The sequence below is a fragment of the Martinezella sp. CNPSo 3732 genome (assembly GCF_057784515.1).
In genome coordinates this window covers 36,772-54,530 of the sequence record NZ_JBXSOO010000003.1, presented here as the reverse complement: position 1 = coordinate 54,530, position 17,759 = coordinate 36,772, and the positions used below count along the sequence as shown (strand labels likewise).

The 17,759-nt window shown below is 58.8% G+C and carries 19 protein-coding genes; 13 read left to right on the top strand and 6 right to left on the bottom strand.

Going from position 1 to position 17,759, the window contains the following annotated elements; all coding sequences use genetic code 11:
- The first annotated feature begins 3 nt into the window (after nt 1-3).
- From AC13RM_RS08920 to AC13RM_RS08880, 9 genes are all read left to right on the top strand, one after another.
- Nucleotides 4-471 carry a cupin domain-containing protein gene (locus tag AC13RM_RS08920; RefSeq protein WP_374817437.1) on the top strand — a complete coding sequence of 156 codons (468 nt, stop codon included), beginning with the start codon at nt 4-6 and terminating at the stop codon, nt 469-471.
- Nucleotides 471-875 (top strand): cupin domain-containing protein, encoded by a 405-nt coding sequence (locus tag AC13RM_RS08915; RefSeq protein WP_374817435.1) that lies wholly within the window; start codon nt 471-473, stop codon nt 873-875. The genes AC13RM_RS08920 and AC13RM_RS08915 overlap by 1 nt, the downstream gene beginning before the upstream one ends.
- A 93-nt stretch (nt 876-968) precedes the next feature.
- On the top strand, nt 969-2,045 hold the full coding sequence (locus AC13RM_RS08910; protein ID WP_374817433.1) for a sugar ABC transporter substrate-binding protein: 1,077 nt from the start codon (nt 969-971) through the stop codon (nt 2,043-2,045).
- A gap of 52 nt (nt 2,046-2,097) precedes the next feature.
- Entirely contained in the window at nt 2,098-3,633 is a 1,536-nt protein-coding gene (locus AC13RM_RS08905; RefSeq protein WP_374817431.1) for a sugar ABC transporter ATP-binding protein, read from the top strand.
- A complete protein-coding gene (locus AC13RM_RS08900; protein WP_374817429.1) occupies nt 3,626-4,600 on the top strand; it encodes an ABC transporter permease in 975 nt (324 codons plus the stop codon). The genes AC13RM_RS08905 and AC13RM_RS08900 overlap by 8 nt, the downstream gene beginning before the upstream one ends.
- 10 nt (nt 4,601-4,610) lie before the next feature.
- Nucleotides 4,611-5,315: an L-ribulose-5-phosphate 4-epimerase AraD gene (araD, locus tag AC13RM_RS08895; RefSeq protein ID WP_374817427.1), complete on the top strand. Its 705-nt coding sequence runs from the start codon at nt 4,611-4,613 to the stop codon at nt 5,313-5,315.
- Between the two features lie 8 nt (nt 5,316-5,323).
- Nucleotides 5,324-6,940, top strand: a complete 1,617-nt coding sequence (locus tag AC13RM_RS08890) for a ribulokinase (protein WP_374817425.1) — start codon at nt 5,324-5,326, stop codon at nt 6,938-6,940.
- 43 nt (nt 6,941-6,983) lie between these two features.
- A complete protein-coding gene (locus AC13RM_RS08885; RefSeq protein WP_374817423.1) occupies nt 6,984-7,901 on the top strand; it encodes a LysR substrate-binding domain-containing protein in 918 nt (305 codons plus the stop codon).
- 303 nt (nt 7,902-8,204) lie between these two features.
- The gene (locus AC13RM_RS08880; RefSeq protein WP_374817421.1) at nt 8,205-9,110 is read left to right on the top strand and encodes a LysR family transcriptional regulator; all 906 of its coding nucleotides are present in this window, start codon (nt 8,205-8,207) and stop codon (nt 9,108-9,110) included.
- Nucleotides 9,111-9,359: 249 nt separating this feature from the next.
- On the opposite strand, the gene AC13RM_RS08875 is transcribed toward AC13RM_RS08880, so the two are convergent.
- Nucleotides 9,360-9,863 (bottom strand): hypothetical protein, encoded by a 504-nt coding sequence (locus AC13RM_RS08875; protein ID WP_488554846.1) that lies wholly within the window; start codon nt 9,861-9,863, stop codon nt 9,360-9,362.
- A gap of 120 nt (nt 9,864-9,983) precedes the next feature.
- Nucleotides 9,984-10,373, bottom strand: a complete 390-nt coding sequence (locus AC13RM_RS08870; RefSeq protein ID WP_374817417.1) for a hypothetical protein — start codon at nt 10,371-10,373, stop codon at nt 9,984-9,986.
- Nucleotides 10,374-10,700: 327 nt separating this feature from the next.
- Here AC13RM_RS08870 and AC13RM_RS08865 point away from each other — a divergent pair, with 327 nt between their 5' ends.
- Nucleotides 10,701-10,844, top strand: a complete 144-nt coding sequence (locus AC13RM_RS08865; protein ID WP_374817415.1) for a hypothetical protein — start codon at nt 10,701-10,703, stop codon at nt 10,842-10,844.
- A 233-nt stretch (nt 10,845-11,077) separates the two neighbouring features.
- On the opposite strand, the gene AC13RM_RS08860 is transcribed toward AC13RM_RS08865, so the two are convergent.
- A complete protein-coding gene (locus AC13RM_RS08860) occupies nt 11,078-11,392 on the bottom strand; it encodes a PcfJ domain-containing protein (RefSeq protein ID WP_374817413.1) in 315 nt (104 codons plus the stop codon).
- Here AC13RM_RS08860 and AC13RM_RS08855 point away from each other — a divergent pair.
- Complete coding sequence (locus AC13RM_RS08855; protein ID WP_488554845.1) at nt 11,372-11,563, top strand: hypothetical protein; 192 nt, start codon at nt 11,372-11,374, stop codon at nt 11,561-11,563. The two genes, AC13RM_RS08860 and AC13RM_RS08855, sit on opposite strands and share 21 nt — an antisense overlap.
- Before the next feature lie 520 nt (nt 11,564-12,083).
- Here AC13RM_RS08855 and AC13RM_RS08850 read toward each other — a convergent pair.
- From AC13RM_RS08850 to AC13RM_RS08840, 3 genes are all read right to left on the bottom strand, one after another.
- Entirely contained in the window at nt 12,084-12,491 is a 408-nt protein-coding gene (locus tag AC13RM_RS08850) for a hypothetical protein (RefSeq protein ID WP_374817409.1), read from the bottom strand.
- 240 nt (nt 12,492-12,731) lie between these two features.
- A complete protein-coding gene (locus tag AC13RM_RS08845) occupies nt 12,732-13,043 on the bottom strand; it encodes a hypothetical protein (protein WP_374817407.1) in 312 nt (103 codons plus the stop codon).
- Nucleotides 13,044-13,153: 110 nt separating this feature from the next.
- Entirely contained in the window at nt 13,154-13,594 is a 441-nt protein-coding gene (locus AC13RM_RS08840; protein ID WP_374817405.1) for a hypothetical protein, read from the bottom strand.
- 602 nt (nt 13,595-14,196) lie between these two features.
- On the opposite strand from AC13RM_RS08840, the gene AC13RM_RS08835 reads away from it, so the two are divergent.
- On the top strand, nt 14,197-15,621 hold the full coding sequence (locus tag AC13RM_RS08835) for a hypothetical protein (RefSeq protein ID WP_488554844.1): 1,425 nt from the start codon (nt 14,197-14,199) through the stop codon (nt 15,619-15,621).
- A 204-nt stretch (nt 15,622-15,825) separates the two neighbouring features.
- Nucleotides 15,826-17,751, top strand: coding sequence for an AAA family ATPase (locus tag AC13RM_RS08830; protein ID WP_374817401.1), 1,926 nt, complete (start codon nt 15,826-15,828; stop codon nt 17,749-17,751).
- Nucleotides 17,752-17,759: the final 8 nt, after the last annotated feature.

Here is a 17,759-nt window from a genome sequence, read left to right as displayed (position 1 = left end):
GAAATGCCAAAACTACCAAGCTACTTCGGCAATTTCCCGCATCCGCCAAGCGAGAAAAAGCCAGTCCACCTGACGCGTGACGCGTACAAGATGTTCATCTACACGGGCACGAAGCCGTACTCGAGTGACCTGAACTACCTGCTCGCAAGCACGGATCAGCAGACCACGGGCATCTATCAGCTTGCTCCTGGTAGTAACTTCGATCCCGCCGACATTCACGCCGGCGACGAAGTCTACTACGTCCTTGAAGGAACCGTTCACCTCCTCAATCCGGCAACGGGGCAGACCGAAGAACTCGTAGAAGGGGATGCCGTGCTCATCCCCAAGGGGGCATGGCACCGCGGTTATAACTTCAGCGACAAGCCTGCTGTCATTCTGTTCTGCATCGCCCCGCGCATCTGGGACGAGAGTGGTCCGCCGACTGCCTATGATGGTCCGACCCGCCTCTACAAGCACGAAGGGAGAGCATGATGAGCCTCGATAAACTCGGAGCCTATCCTGTCGATGGCGCTGACGCCCGCGAAAAGGGCGACCTCGTCAAGGTCTCCAAGAGCGATCGCCTGAACATCGTTTCCGGTTCCGACCATCCTGTCCTGATCCAGTTCGCTGTCAGCAATGACTGGATGCACCTCGGAGAATTGGTCATCCCGGTTGGTGGCGTCGGCCCGCGCGCAAGCGTACCCGACAGCCATGAAGGGGACGCGGTGTTTTATGTGCTGCAGGGACCTGCCACTTTCTATCTCGCCGAGACCGACGAGACGTTCCACATCCGCGACGGGGAGTCGTTCTTCTTGCCCGGTGGCACAACGTACCAGTGCCTGAACTACGGCGCTGGCCCGATACGGGCGGTCTTCACGATCGCCCCAGGGCTCTAAGCCGAACCTTTGAATGCCGGTTTGCAAAGTTCTGCCGCGGGCCCGTTCCCGCGGACAGGAGACCCGTGTCTTGTCACAACCAGGGAGGATCATGTGACAATTTCCAGACGTACGCTAATGCTCGGGGCGGCAATCGCCGTCACTGCATCGCTTTCCTTCAGCTCGGTCTTTGCGCAGCAGACCGACTACTCGAAGGTCTTTCCGGGCATCTTGATGGACAAGGACATCAAGCCGACGGGCCAGGAAGCAAAGCCCGTCAAGAAGGACAACCGTCCGCTCAAGGTCGGCTTCCTCCCCACGGCGATGGACACTTACTACCAGCGCGTTCTGGCTGGCGTGAAGGAAGAAATCGACAAGCGCGGTGGTGATTCCGCGATCCAGCTCCTCGTCCAGGCTCCGAGCAGCCAGTCTGCAACGGACGATCAGATCAGGACCATGGAAGCCTGGATCAACGACGGCGTCGATGCGATCGCCGTCGCTCTGTACAACGAAGGTGCGTTACTTCCTTCGATCCGCCGCGCCACCGAGGCAGGCATCCCGATCTTCCTCTTCAACTCTCCGGTCGCCGACAACCCGTATTACGTCAGCGATATCGGTTACGACCAGAGCGACGGCGGCCGGGCACAGGCTCAGTGGCTCGTCGACACCTACGGCGACAAGGAAGTGAAGATCGGCATCTTAGAAGGTCTGCCGGGTCCGCACACGAGCCAGCGCATGAAGGGCTTCAACGAGATCATCTCGAAGCACCCGAACTTCAAGATCGTAGCCAAGCAGCCGGCCGGCTGGGTTCGCGCCCAGGGTCTTTCGGTAACCGAAAACATGTTCACGGCTAACCCGGACATCGACGTTCTGGTCGCTCTCTACGACGAAATGGCCCTCGGCGGCCTCCAGGCTCTCAAGGCCAAGGGGTTGAACGGCAAGGTCGCGATCGTCGGCTACGAGAACATGAAGGAAGCCAACGACGCGATCCTGACGGGAGATTTCGCGGCCACGGTTGACACCGGAGCCAAGGAAGAGGGCCGCAACATCATCCGCGCGGTCGACGAGTTCGTCATGAAGGGCAATTCGCTTCCCAAGAAAATCTTCGTCGCGCCCAAGACCTACGACGCAAAGAACATCAAGACGTTCGACCAGAGCGACTACGTCTACGTTCCGCAGCAGAAACAGTGACACGTACGCGACCCCTCTTTTGAGGGGCCGCTCATCGAAAAGGGTGACTTGGATGACGAACGCTCCGCTCCTGCAAATGAAGGGCATCACTAAACGCTTCGGGAACATGAAGGCGCTTAATGGGATCGACCTTGTACTCCACCCAGGCGACGTCCTCGGCCTGGTTGGTGAGAACGGTGCTGGAAAGAGCACGCTCATGAAAATCCTGTCGGGCGCGTACGCACGCGACGAGGGAACGATTTCGGTGCGGGGCAGGGTCGTCGATCTCGACAATCCCAAAGACGGTTCCAAAGCCGGAATCGCGATCATTTACCAGGAACTCAGCCTGTTCCCGGACTTCGACGCAGCGGAAAATATCTTCGCGGGCCGGGAGCTCCGTCGTGGGAACTCGAGCGCGTCGCCGCTTGATCACTCGGCAATGCGTGCCGCCGCCTCCCGTATTCTCAAAGGCGACCTCGGCGTCGACGTACCGCTTGATCGCCCTGTCCGCGAGCTCAGCCTGTCCCATCGACAGATGATCGAGATCGCCAAGGCGATCAGCACCAATGCCGACATCATCATCATGGACGAGCCCACCGAAGCTCTTGAGGAGGTCGAACGAAAGCAGCTGTTCGCCATCATCGAGAAACTCCGGCAGGCGGGCAAAGCCGTCATCTACGTGTCGCACCGCATCCAGGAACTCCTCGGCATCGTCAGCCGCGTGATGGTGCTGCGCGATGGTAGTACGGTTGCCGATCTGCCCGTATCCGAGCTCGATGTCGACAAGGTCGTTAGCGCGATGATCGGTGGGTCGCTCGCAAAACAGTTTCCTCCCCGCGTCCCGGCAAGGTCCGAACCCTCGTTGGACGTTCGCGGTTTGACGAAGAAGGGCGTTTTCGAAGACGTGACCTTCTCGGTCGCCAAGGGTGAAATCCTTGGCATCACGGGCCTCGAAGGCTCCGGGAAGAGCGCTGTATTGCGCGCCATCTTCGGACAGCGCCCTTTTGACGCCGGCTCGCTACACATCGACGGCAAGCAGGCGAGGATTGCGGACGCTACGGACGCCATCCGTCAGCATGTCGCCTTCCTGCCTGCGGAACGCAAGATCGAGGGCATCTTCCCCGAGCACTCCGTGGGCTGGAACCTTTCGATCGCCAATCTCGGCACACTGGGCAAGATCACGCTCAAGCCGAGCCGCGAGCGCGACATCACGAAGAGCTATATCTCGAAGCTTGGCGTCAAATGCGACGGCCCATCGGCCGATATCACGTCGCTCTCCGGCGGCAACCAGCAGAAGGTCATGCTCGCCCGTTGGCTGCTCACACAGCCGAAGGTGCTGATGCTCGAAGAGCCTACCCGCGGCGTGGACGTTCGCGCGAAGGCCGAAGTTTACGCGCTCATCCAGGCGGCAGCCAAGGACGGTTGCGCCGTCATCGTGGTCTCGGCCGACAACGCCGAGCTGCTTGGTCTCTGCCATCGCGTCGCGGTCATGTTCGAGGGGCGGATCACCGCCGTCGTCGATGCGGCGACGTCCAAAGAAGAAACACTCGCACTTCATTCGGTCCGGCCGCCTCAAGGCCAGCCTACTCAGGGAGGAATCCATGGCTGATATCGCAGCTACGCGCCCGCGCTCGGGCTTCAAGTTAGCACGCAACAGCGGCAATGCGGGTGTCTATCTCGCCTTCGTCGTATTGCTGATCGCGCTCGCTTTCGCGGCTCCACGCTTCTTCACCTTTGGCAATCTCACCGACGTACTTCGCCAGGCCGTACCGATCGCGGTAATCGCTTTCGGTGCGACCTTCGTTATCGGCATGCGAGGTATCGATCTGTCCGTCGGTTCGACGTTGGCGCTCAGCGGTCTCGTGACGGCTAACCTGATCGTTCTCGGGTATTCAGTCGCTCTGGCCTGTGCCGGCGGCATCGCGGTCGGCGCGGTAATCGGTTTCGTGAATGGCATCCTCATCACGAAAGTCGGCATCACCGACTTCATTGCGACGATGGCGATCATGGTCATCAGCCGCGGCGTCGTGATGGTCTATACGCAGGGCATCCCGATTGTCGGTGCATCCGATCCCGCTTTCCGTATGATCGGCCAGAGCTATGTCGGCGGAATCCCGGTTCCGGTAATCCTGACTGCTATCGTTTTCGCTATCGCTTTCTACCTTCTCTACTACACCCGCTTTGGCCGTTTCGTCCTTTCGATCGGCAGCAATCCGGACGCCGCTCGTCTCGTCGGCATCCCGACGGACAGTGTGAAAATCGCGGTATACGTTCTCGTTGGTGTTCTGTCGGCTTTCGCAGGTGTCCTCCTGACCTCGCGCCTCGAGGCTGCCATGCCGGAAGCAGGAACGGGTTACGAGCTCGACGTCATCGCAGCTGTCGTCATCGGTGGGACGGGTCTCTCCGGTGGCCGGGCTACGCTCTTCGGAACGGTTGTCGGTGCGGTCCTGATGGCCGTCGTCCGCAACGCCCTCAACCTGCTCAACGTCAACACGTTCTGGCACCAGGTCGTCATCGGTACGATCATCCTGATCGCCGTCGCAGCTGACCGCTTCAACCGTCGCCAGAAGGTTTGAGGGGAGCGCCATGAAGTACGCAGAACTCCGCAAGTCCGTGCTCGACGCGAATTTCGAACTCTATGACAGCGGTCTTGTCATCTCGACGTTTGGCAATGTCAGCGCTATCGACCGTGAGCAGGGCGTCGTCGCCATCAAGCCGAGCGGCGTCTCCTACAAGGCCATGACCGCCGCGGACATCGTGGTGACGGACCTCGAAGGGAACATCGTGGACGGCACGATGCGACCGTCGTCGGACCTCGACACCCACCTGGAGCTTTATAAGAGCTTCAAGTCGATCGGCGCTGTCGTTCACACGCACTCGTTCTTCGCCACGGCTTGGGCTCAGTCCGGGCAGGGGATTCCCGCGATGGGAACGACGCACGCCGACTATTTCAACGGCACGATCCCGGTCACGCGCAAGCTACGCGATGACGAAATCCGTGATGACTACGTCCGGAACACAGGGAAGGTGATCGTCGAAGCACTGGGCAACAATACCCCGCTCTCGATCCCGGCTGCCCTGGTAAACGATCACGGCCCCTTCTGTTGGGGCAAGGACGCGGCGGACGCGGTTCATAATGCGGAAATGCTCGAGGCTGTCGCCAAGATCGCCTTCCATTCGCGCCAGCTGAACCAGGCTGATCCGGAAATATCCGCTGCTCTGCTTGATCGCCACTATCAACGCAAACACGGCCAGTCGGCGACTTACGGCCAGCCTGACGGTTCTAAGTAGGGATTACCATGTCGATTGTAGCAGGTGTTGACTTCGGAACCCTGAGCGTTCGTGTGACGCTGGCGGATTCCGAGAAGGGTTCCCTCGGGACGGCGATCGCGGAATACCCGCTTGAGCGCCGCCGCTCCGACCCTGATCTCGCGACCCAGTCCCACGCCGACCATATGGAAGCGCTGGTGCTTGCGATGAGCCGGGTTACCGACGAGTGCGATATCGACCCCAAGTTGGTCCGTTCGATCGCCATCGACACGACCGGGTCGTCGGTCTTGCCCGTCGACAGGAACATGCAGCCACTCGGGGACTATTACCTCTGGTGCGACCATCGCGCCAAAGCGGAAGCCGAAGAGATCACTGCCATGGCGCACGACATGCACCTGGAAGCGATCGAATGGTGTGGCGGAACTTATTCGCATGAATGGGGCTTCGCGAAGCTTCTCCATTGGTTGCGGCACAATCCGGATCAGCGCGAGCGCTTCGGAACGGCCGTGGAGCATTGCGATATGGCCGCCGCAGTCCTTACGGGGGTCACCGATTCATCGCGGATCGTTCGCAGTGTCTGCGCGATGGGCCACAAGTGGATGTGGAACACCAAATGGGGCGGCTTACCATCGCAGGCCTTCCTTTCACGTGTTGATCCATTGTTTGATGGAGTGAGAGAGAAAATCGGCGGCACCTACCAGACGTCCGCCTACGTTGCTGGCGGGCTTAGCACCTACTGGGCCGAACGCCTTGGCCTGACATCCGGCATTCCTGTTCCCACGGGAGCCTTCGACGCCCATTGGGACGCGATCGGAGCGGGGTGCAAACTTGGGGATGTCGTCAACGTTATCGGCACCTCGACGTGCATCATAGCGGTTAGTGAGCGGGTAAAGTTGATCCCTGGCGTTTGTGGGGTCGTGCCGGGAAGCGCCCACCCGGACCTAGTGGGCGTCGAGGCCGGTCTTTCCGCGGTTGGCGATCTCTTCGACGCCGTAGCGCGACGTGCAGGCACCACCGTGGCAAGGCTCGCCGAGGGACTGGAAAGCATCGAGGGCGGGAAGACCGGTCTCATGCGTTTTCCATGGGACAACGGCGACCGGACCGTCCTGGTGCGATCGGACCTTGGCGGAATGACCCTTGGTTGGCATCTTGGCCATACGGCGCAGGACGAACTCTACGCCGCGATCGAAGGGACGGCGTTCCATACGCGCATCATCCTTGAGCGAATGGAGCAGCACGGCGTTCCAGTCAATCGCGTTATAAATGGGGGAGGAATTCCGCAAAAGAACCATATCCTCAATCAAATCTACGCGAATGTTATCGGTAAGCCGATCTTGGTTCCGGACGGCGTTCCCACTGGTCTCGGTTCGGGGATTTTCGCCTCCCTCGCCTCGAAAGACCACGCATCGATCGAAAGTGCCCAGGCCGCCATGTGCGTGGGGTTCAAGAAGTACGAGCCTGATCCAACGACCCGGGAGCGGTACGAAACGCTCTACCAGCTGTTCAAGCAGGTTTACATGGGCTTCGGCACGTCTAGCCTCGGCGACTTCTCGCAGGTTCTCGGCGACATCAAGCGTATCGCCGCCGGAGAGAGCACCCGGTCAGATTTCGGCCAGCGCACTGCACGCAAGGTGGCCTCGCTATGACGAGGGGTGCAGTCAGAATGCATGACGATGGATCGGGGCAGCGATGACGACGCTTCCATCGATCCGCGCAATTCAGTCGTTCGTCGCCGCCGGCAGGCGTGGTTCGTTTCTTGAAGCGGCCGCCCAGCTGCAACTGACGCCCTCTGCGATTAGCCACCAGATCAGGTTGATGGAAGAGGACCTGGGTGAAAAACTTTTCCATCGCATCGGAAGAAACGTATCGCTCACCGAGATCGGTGAGCGATATCACCGCGATCTATCGGAAGCGCTTTCGATGATCGAACAGGCCACCGACGAGGTGTCACGACGCAACAGCGTCGACGTCCTCAGTGTCGGCTGCGCGCCAAGCCTGGCATCTCTGTGGCTTATGCCTCGGCTTCAGCAATTCGAGGAACTGCATCCCTCGATCGAAATTCGTCTCCTCTCTTCGTCCGACCCCGCAAAATTGACGGATGGCTCGGTGGATGTGGACATCTGCTATGGCAGCGTGCCGCGCCTCGGCTCGATCGCCACCGAAGAATTCCCTCTGGAAACGATCGTGGTGGCTTGCTCGCCGGAGGTTGCCGACGGCGAGAAGCCAATCCGCAGGCCATCCGACCTTGTCGGTCATACCCTCATCAAGTCCGAGCAGACCCTCTACAGCTGGCAGCAATGGGCGAAAGACCATGGGCTAGTAATCGACCTGAACAGAGGCTCGCGGTTCCGCGACGCCTTCATGTCGATTGCGACGGCTGTCGAAGGGAGGGGTGTCTGCCTTGAGAGTTATCGTCTGCTTCAAAGGGACGTCGAACGAGGTAATCTTGTCCTTCCCTTTGGGATGACAGGGCCAAATCTCCGGTGTCATTCCCTAACGTACGTCCGATCACGGCTCCGGTCGGAGAAGGTCAGCGCGTTCAAGCAATGGCTCGAGAATATATGGCTTGAGGATAGCGCGTCGGCGGAAATGCGGGCGCGGGCTTGAGGCTTGAGGAGCGAGCCTGGCGGTGGATTTTCCACGACGCGAGTTCTTTGAGACCTAAGAATCTTCTAACTGGTGCTTTACCGCGCCTTGGGTTTGCACCGCTGTTCCTCATGATCAATTTGTGAGGAAGGATTTCGTAGCGAGGCGCGCTTTCCTCTTCCGACTGATCGACAATCCTTTGCATACCGATACGTCCCATTTCATGGCGTGGCGGCCGTATCGTCGTCGGCGCTTGATCCACGCAGTTCATCCGGAGTATTGTTGACGCTTACTTCTCACTGCGATGAATGGGCGTCATATAGCATGTCGAGTCGAGCCGATCTCAGCGATCTTGAGTCCTTCATCGCCATTGCGCGGGCTGGAGGGTTTCGAAAAGCCGCCGCGCTCCGCGGTGTTTCCGGATCGGCATTGAGCCACGCCATTCGCGGTCTCGAGGCACGTCTGGGCGTGCGTCTATTTCATCGCACCAGTCGCAGCATCAGCCTGACAGCAGCAGGTGAAATGCTGCTTTCGGAACTCGAGCCTCATTTCTTGGGCATCCAGAGCGCCATCGATCTTCTCGACGGTTTCAGGAACGGTCCGAGCGGGCGGGTGCGGATCACGACATTGCGGGACGCCGCACATCTGCTGATCGGTCCGCGCGTTCCGAGTTTCCGACGTCTATATCCCGATATCGAGCTCGAGATCGTAGTCGATGACCGCTTCGTCGATATGGTGTCGGAGGGTTTCGACGCCGGCATCCGTTACGGCGGTACCGTGCCGGATGGGATGATTGCCTCACGCCTGACCTCCGACCTGGAGTGGGTTATGGTTGGCTCGCCAGCATACCTTGACGAACGGGGGCGACCGCGGGAGCCGATGGACCTGATGGGACACGAGTGCATCCGCATTCGCACAGGAACAGATCGGCTCTACAAGTGGGAACTCGGCGACGGTGACCGGACGATCGAAGTTGATGTTCCCGGCACGATGATCCTCGGAGATTCCGAGTTGTCTATTCGGATGGTTACGGAAGGCTGCGGTCTCTTCTATTGCCTGAAATCGCGAGTAGCCGCCGAGTTGGCATCCGGCACGCTCGAGATCGTGCTTCCGGAATGGTCGTCGAAAGGACCGGGTTTCCATGCGTACTACGTATCGCATCGCCAGGTGCCGTCGGCGTTGCGGACATTCCTGGATCACCTCAAGGGTTCAATGCCGGAGCTTGGCTGAGCGCCAGCGGGTTGCTCTGGCAAGAGCCGAAGACCCGAGGGCGGAAGGCGGCGGCGAGCGAAGCACAGCACCCCCGACGCCGTAATCCGGCGGTGTTTCACATGGACGAGCCGCCCGCTGCGCTCGACGCAGCACTACGTGGAGGGAGCGGACTTTAGTTCGTGAGCGGAAGCATCCGCCCGTTTTCAAATATGTCTGGTTATTGACGAGAAATAGCCCCCGGCATCGGACGATGCCGGGGGCTGAAGTTTAGGCCGCTTCCGCTGCTTTCTTGAGCATACACTCAAGGTGGGCTTCGAAGATCGAACCCAAACGTTCGGCAGCCCACGATCCGAGCCGCGTCGGCACCGCAGCGAGGCGACGCATCATGTGATCGTCCACTTTAGACGAAAGCGGAACTACGATCTCGCTCACGTCGCCGAGGCGCAACGACTTGCGTGCACGCATGTTGAGCAGCACCTTTGCCTCGGCCGTCAGCACCTCGTCCACCATGCGAAGCTGCACGACGAAGACGTCATGAAGCTCGAACTGACGGGCGATCGTGCCGACGTGCCACTCCGACTTGCCCCACACTTCATATGCGCGGACCACCGGGTTATGCTCACCACGGCCCTCAGACTGAAGTTCGAAGCGATACGCACGGCGCACCGACCATGTCGCGCGAGGCTTTGTTACAGCCTTGACCTGGATGTGACGTTCGACCTCCGCCGGGTTGACGTAGTCTTGGGTCTTGATCGACTGCGATACGGGCATTCTTGCCTCCTTGGGCACTGGTCCGGTCTTTTAGCCCCGGAGCCAGGAGAATGATATGCTGAAAGTCGTTAGAGTTAATCGGAAGCCCCGTTTGATGACGGGACCGGTGAGGCAAGTGGGTTATGCCGCCTGAGCGAACTCGGCGACGAAGTCTTGGATAAGGCCCTTAGCCTTGGCACGAGCCACGTCGAGGTCCTCTTTCGCCTGCGCAACAAGCAACATCGCCTGCCTGAGGCAAGGATGGTCGAACGAGGAGCCGAGGAGATCGAAGACAGCGCCGATCTCGACCCCATCGGGGAATTCAACCGACACGGCAAACGGACCGGGTTCGCGGACAGGATGTGGCATCAAGAGATAGGCGTCATCATCGAGCACGAGGACGCGTCCGTCGAGAACGTGGGCGGTGGCGCGCTGGTGATGCAGCTGCATCGCAAGCTGAAGCAGCGCCGCGGTTGCCTTCAGGTCAGTCGCTTGCGGCTGAGGCGTGAATGCCGGCGAACAAGGAATCATGCAGTAGTCCTCTCGACGGATTTTTTGACCGGCATCCGGCAGCCGAGCAGCGAGTCTTCTCGCTACGTATTCGGCTGCGGCTGATGATGATCAACGTCGACATAAGACTTCTCCAACAAATTGAACGCGGCTTGTAGCGACTGTTTCGGAATCATATCTTGCGAAGGACGGTAGAATTTTACGCATCTCTAAGAAAAAACGCCGGGCTTTGAGTCTGATTGATGGAAGAGGTGAAGACACTTCCGCGTCGGCGTTGTCCAGGTCATGCTGCTCCCAGGCGGCAGACCACCACTCCCCCACAGCGGCGGTGGGAAATCGGAGTGGTCGATGTCATATTCGGGACGTTCAGTCGATGTCATCGTGGTTATCCTAACCGAAACCGTCGAGGGCGTGCTGGTGAATCCTGCGAGCGTCAGCGATCTGCCGGCTGTGGGCTGCGTTGATAGCTTGCGCAAGCCGCCGGCGAGTTAGATTATTTCCGAAGAGAGTGACGTTCGACTCGGCCGTATCGGCTCTCGTTGCGAGAACAGACTTTAGTCCACGCAAGTACCTCAGAGCCTCTTGCCGATCGGTCTCCTCGTCGATCGAAGGTAGATGGCGCTCGAGAGCGTCGTGGATAGATCGAAACAGCAGCATTGACATCTTCCTTGTTGTCGTTGGCGTACTCTAGATTATGTTGCACCCGCCGGCGGAACGACGCCAGGTCAGCCACGACGTCGCGCGGGCGGCAGGTCACGGAGGACCGGTACGACCCCATTGCCGTAGTCTGGCGCATCGTCGCGCGATCCTCTGCGATCCCGCCATTCCTGCCAGCCGAACTGGTGAATAGCTCCGTCAACGAGGGCCTTCACCGCAGCCGACGGTTCGGAATTTGCCACGCCCCGGAACTGCCGGACGAAACCCGATTGTATTTCCAGCGTCGCAAGAGGATGTCCGTCGTTGTTGCGAACCGAGACGAGGAGGACGTCGGGATCGTCGAGATACGGATCATAGCCGCCATGGCCTATGCAATGATGCATTATCGATCCCTCTCTCCGGAGCGCCAGGCTGGAGCAGAGGCGGACAAGGGTGTAGCCTGCGCCGAGGTCACCAATGAAATGCTCGTCGTCTGGTCCGAGAATGATCTCACGCGCCATTCGCGCATTGCGGTCCCGCAAGCCTTTGGACGCTTCCCGTACGAGCTGGTCTAGAGTGCCGCACTTCGTAAGCTTCTTGGGATATCCGAAGTCATCTAGGTTCCAGAGCCATGGCTTGCCGTCGCTCACTGCGTTAACAAGCCAATCGCTAATGTGCCAGGCATCTACAGAATACCATGACATCCAAAGTCTCGCCCGGCGCGCCCATTTTCGCTCGACGGTTCCTACACCATACTCGGGCCAACCATCGACCCGGTGAAACTCCGGTTCGTCGTGATCACCCGGCGTCTCGGTCCATTTCGGATCACGGGAATCCGATCGTCGCCAATCTTGCCAGAAGATGCGCACGAGGCTGCATTCAACGAGGTTCCGTATCGGGATCAATGCTCTGTCCGCGAGATCGAGCTCAGCGACAAGTGCGCGCTCGGCTACATGGTATTCTGGATGTTTGTGTCGTTTTGCCATGTGACGTCTCCCTTGGAGGGAGAGTGGTGACATTGCGTGCAAGCAACAAAAAAGCGGCTCAGTGGCCGCCCCTCTTGTTCTGCTTCTATCAGCGTTACGCCGCAAGCTTTCATGGGGCTTCTCGCTCTGCAATCAACCGTCGGAGCTCAGCGACTTCCTCGCGGATTTCACCATTGCCATATGCGATGGCTGAAGAGATGTATGAACCGAGAGCTGCGACGAGGTCGCCGCCATCTTCACGGACGTCATCAAGAGTGTGGGATGCATCTATGTACCGACGGTACAACAGGGCTGCGTAGCCAGACAATTGCATTAGCGTCAGCACCAGCGTGCTGTGCGCGACGTCGGACAGGTTGTAACCCTTTGCCGACGACCATGCGGCTACGACAGAGCCGAGGGCCCGTTCGGTCTGCAATCCCGTGAGGTCTTTCGGCAGCTCTGCAACGGCCAGAATCTCCGCTACCGCGTCTGCGAACCGAAAATCGGGGTGTTCGTGAACTTCTTGCTTCAGTGCCAATTCCAGTTGATGTCTCCCTGCAGCGTTCCTTTTTCGCTCCTACAAATATTCTGTAATCATCGGCGGAATGACGCAACGCCGGTTCGCCGAAAAACATCGGGGTCTCAGGCCAATGACCCATGCTACGACGACCGGCGGCGCGGCAGTAGCCCTGTTGCCGTCGGTAGAAACGGCGTGTTTAGAGAATCCCGATTCACGTCTAGGAAGTAATGGGGAGAACACGGACAAACGCCCAGGAAATCACGATGCCGATGTATAGCGCCGACGCTTGACCAAGCGGGCCGACAAAGCGATGGAAGACTGCTTCTTGTCAAGCCCTCGGACGTCGACGAGGTGCTGGATAGCGGAATCGAAAATTGCATTGAGGACGTCGGAGGTATTGGATGTCCTATCTCCCTGGGCCTTCAGCTGCCGGAGCGCGGATCGCAGCGCCGCCGACAGCGCCTCGTCAACGGCAACGGGCTGAGGCCTGCCAGCCGCTGCGCGGCGCTCGCGCGTCGCCTGTGCCGACTTCCGCTGCCGCTCTGTGGTTCTGTAAAACTCGCTTGCCATCCGAATTCTCCGGAAACGCCGTTGCGACTTTATGAAACGCCGTTTCGGTGCAAGCGACAAACCGCCGGGATTCCAAATCAAGAATGGGACATCGGCGTCCCATCCTCAAATTACGATGACTTGCGGGCAAACTTGATGAGCTTTGGCTTGAGCGCCCGCGTTTTTACCCGAGCGGCGATCGTCATTGGAGCGCCTGGCTTGTCGTGAAACACCTGACCCAAGTAGTTAATGATCGCAGTCGCACCGGGGCCGCCCGAGTATAGCAACATGATCGCGGCGTCGGCGAGCGCGTCCCGAGTCGTGTCGGAATCGAACGGCAAGGAACCGGCTGCAGCCTGTTCCTTGTTCCGCGCGCGCCGCTCCGCTTGTAGTTTGGCTTTATACGCCTTGAACTCTTCAGGCGTCATGGCGTCGATCCCGACAGAGGGCTTCGACTTCTTCGGGCGCTCGACAACGAGGTCTTCATTGAGCAGTTCGCGCAGCAGGCCCAACTGGTCGCTTACCGAAGTCGTTTCTTCTTCAATTTCGTTGGTAACTACCGTTGCCGCCATCCTCCTCACCCCATCAAAAAGCGTTTCTACTCATAGAAGTGTGCTCATCGGCAGAACCTCATACAAGTTAATTCTACATGTAGAATTAATATTTGCTTTCTACGTGCAGAATACGTTTCAAAAAACGAACTGACGCACTAAGAGCCTCCGGCGCTTCGCCGGTGCGACGAATGGATACTAAGAAAAAACAAGGAGCCCAGATTGTAGGAAACCCTGTGACCGTGGGAACCCCATGATCACGGGAAAGCTATCTGCCGCTTCGAATTTCCCACCAACATGACGTTTGCTCTAAGCTTCGCTGTTGGGCAAAGTAAAATGACCGAGCGAAGTGACCCGTCTTAAAAATCTGGCGAAGCCCCAGGAAACTCCTTGGATGAAAATTGAACCCCAGGTTCAAAGTTGCTATCGCAATAAGGGCTTCTAATCCAAATTACAGAGTGTCCTCAGTTTATTTAATACCACCGAGTGGATAGTTCTAAAAACCAGCGCGAATCCCGACGGCGTCGAGAACCGCGAAATTAACTTCAAAAATTACTGTCGGCCTATTGTGCCTCCCGAAGCCGACAAGCACACTTTTAGTAGGAATGCGGGAGACATCGGCAATGGAGTTGCCATCAAAGACGAAACCGAATGAAGCGGCGAGAATGCGCAGGCGTCATAAACTTCACGGCAAACGCGGTGACCTTTTCGTTTATGTTCGTAATGACGGTAGCGAGCGGGGCTACGTGTGGCAAAGCACCGGCGGGGACATTGTTCGGGGTGATCAGCGTTACGGGATTCGGTGCCGTGACCTGTCGTCGGAAGCGGTCTACGCGAACGATGCATCCTCCCCGCGTGTGGAGATCCCCCGTATCGTAATCGACACGATGCGGATCGTGTCTACACACCTCCGTGCCCATGACGTCGCCGCATTTTGGAGGCTGTTTGCTGAGGCTCGAAAGAGTGGCATCAACGGTGACGTCCACTCGATCCGCCTCGGCGATCTCGTCCGCTACCTTGGCCTCGAAAGTCTGGTGCGCGCCAAGCAAGCTCTTGTACGTCTCTCGTCAGCCGAAATGACGCTTCGGCTAAACCAGAGAGGCTTCCGTGGCCTTGTGCGGATGTGCATGCTACAAATCCTGCATGACACCGACGACCTGGCAGCTTTGCGTGGCTCTGACATTCTTTACTTTCGTTTGCCCGCTGCATTGAAGGCCGTTGTTTTGGAGAGCCGCGACTACGCGTGGGTCGAGCTCAATGCGCTGTCTCGCTTCAAGAGCAAATTCACCTTTCCGCTGTATCTCAAGCTTTGCCTGGAAGCAGGCAAACACAGACTATACCGCGATGTCCCGGTCCTGACGAAGGCCGGATTCCGGGTGTTCGTCGGAATGCCGGAGAAGACCAGTGTTCTCGAAGAGACTCTTCAACTCGTTTGCAATGAACTTCTGGCAATCAGCGGCGTCAGAAAGCGCTTTCCGATTAATATCGCGTTCGTAGACGGGCAGCTGACAATCAAGGTCGGATGCTCGGCGAAGAAGCTACGCGAGCTGAAGCCAGCCTGGATTGCTCCAAAGGTTGCAGCGAAGCTCCTGGGAACCGTCTACAACATGCCGCTAGAGGCTCGGGTGAACTTCCCGACTTTGATGTATTTCCGTCAGGCCGAAACGGCAGTTGGCGTCCCCGCCACAAAAGTGTTCGACCACTGGTGGACGGACATCCACGGCGCACAGAACTACGGCATCGGCGCGGCCGGTATGGAGGCTCAGGAGTTCCTTGATCTGATCGCGCGCGTCGGTGCCGAAGAGGCGTTTGAAAACTGGGTAGAGAAGCGGGACTTCGGGTTCGTCATCGACGACGAAGGGGTCGAGCAAACGGCGGCTGTTTCTATTGCTCGCTGCCTTCCAGTGTCGGAACGGATCGCACGGCCGGCACTTGAGCAGTGGCAACCGCAGACGTTGACGTACGACGACTGGATGCTCAAGGTCCCTGTCGCTGACGTCTATAAAGCCGTCTGCGCCGAAGTGGATGATGCCGAAATCCCGTTCTAACTGGCCTCGATCGCATGTCATTAACCGTGCGATCGAACACGGAAGACTGACACCCGGATGTCGCGTTGACATCCTACACTGTGCCCGGCATGGTTGCCGCAACTCAAACGGAGCCGACTGAAATGAAGACCCTGCGAATACGTCAATAGCCTTTTCCGAGCGCCCATCCCGGGTGCCGGCTGTTGGATTTTGCAGGAGGCCCTCATGGCTCAAAAACGCCGGCCCGACGTCGAGCGCGTTCTCGCTCGACTCCACATTGATCGCATCGTAGCCGGTCTCGGCCACGCGCCGCGCGGCGTTCACCTCGTCGTCGTTCCACCAACGACGGACGCTTCGGTATGGGAAGACGAAGCGTATTTCTCGCTGCGCGATCTCGCATCTGCTTGCGAACTCGACCTCAAGGACTTCGTTGATGACGCTGACAACGATGTGGGACTCGCTGTCTCGAAATTGAAGCCCGGCAACGGCATTGACGTCGGCCTGAGCGCCGCGGACGGCAAGGCATTCTTGATTTTCGCCAACGCAGGCGACGCCGAACATCCCACGGTGAGACTTGCTGACAGCGTCGTCCGTGTCGAGTTCGCGGCCGACCTCGTTGTCGAGGCGGCTGCGCGCGTTGGACGGGTAATTAGCCGCCTCGATGCCGAACATCTGATCGGGATGCCGTGGCGTCGTCGCCGTTTCGCTATCCTGTCGCCTCGACCTATCTCGGAAACCCTTCGGCTGCACGTCGAAGTCACCGAGGCTGAAGCAGAGGCCGAGGCTAAGGAAGCTGCGGCCAAGACTAAAAGCAAATCATCACCGCGAACCATTCCGGACGTTCGTCCGCTTGAGGAACTTTTTGGCTACGGCGCAGCAAAAGACTGGGCTCTGGAACTCAAGCGGGATATCGATGACTGGCGCGCCGGTCGTATCGCGTGGACTGATGTCGATGGTGCAGTTCTTCTCTCGGGTCCTCCCGGCGTCGGGAAGACCACGTTTGCGTCGGCTCTGGCGAAGTCGCTTGATGCGCACCTTGTCATTGGGGGCTACGCCGCCTGGATTTCTAACGGCGAAGGACACCAAGGCGATCTCATCAAGGCGATGCGGGCGTCCTTCGGCGAAGCACGCGCTCAAGCGCCGGCAGTCATCTTGATCGATGAAGCCGATGCCTTTGTTCAGCGCGGCAGCATCGGTCACGGCAGGTCGGATGAATGGATGCGCGGCGTGGTGAACGCTTTGCTTGAATGCGTCGATGGGGCGATTGAGCGCGAAGGCGTAATTGTAATCGCCGCCGCAAATGATGTCAGCGGGATCGACAGCGCGCTTCGCCGTTCTGGAAGGCTCGACAGACACATCGAGATCGGCTTTCCCGACGCCGAAGATCGTGTTGCTATCCTCGAGCAACATTTGGGCATTCAGCTGCCAAAATTGAGCGTCGTTCCCCATCGCACCGCAGGCATGTCCGGCGCTGACCTCGAACGGGTAGCCCGCGAAGCTCGCCGGCTGGCTCGGCGTGATGGGGTCACTATCAACATCAAGCACGTCATGAAGACTCTTCCGAAGCGCGAACGTCGGTCGCACGACGAGATTCATGCCTTGGCCATCCACGAGGCCGCTCATGCGGTTGTCGCCGCGGCACTCGGGTTCGAGTGCCTCGAGGTCATCATCTATAAGGATCGTGGCACTAACGATGGGATCGCGGGGGTGGCGATCATCCGACATCGCGAAGGTCAGCACGATGTCAACTGGTTCATGGATCGCATCGCCCAACTGCTCGCAGGCGTGGCAGCAGAGCGTATGGTTTTCGGGACTCATGCCGAAGGCTGTGTCGACGACTTGGCGGAGGCGTCGAACACTGCAGCGTACATGCTTTCCTCTCTGGGGATGGGCGAGACCTTGGTCTCGGACGGACATCGTGACGCCGTGTCACTCATTCAGGCCCGCAGCTTCGATCCGCTGCTTCGCCGGCGCGTCGAGGACATCCTTCAGGACCAACTCGGCCGTGCAAGGGACATCCTCGAAGAACACTGGTCGGCATTCGACGAAGTTGTCGAGCTCCTGCGCCTGCGCGGCCGGATCGATGGGGTGGACGTCCACGAAGCCGTCAATGCCTACCGGCAGCAACAACAGCTTTCGCTGGCAATTTAGGAGGGACC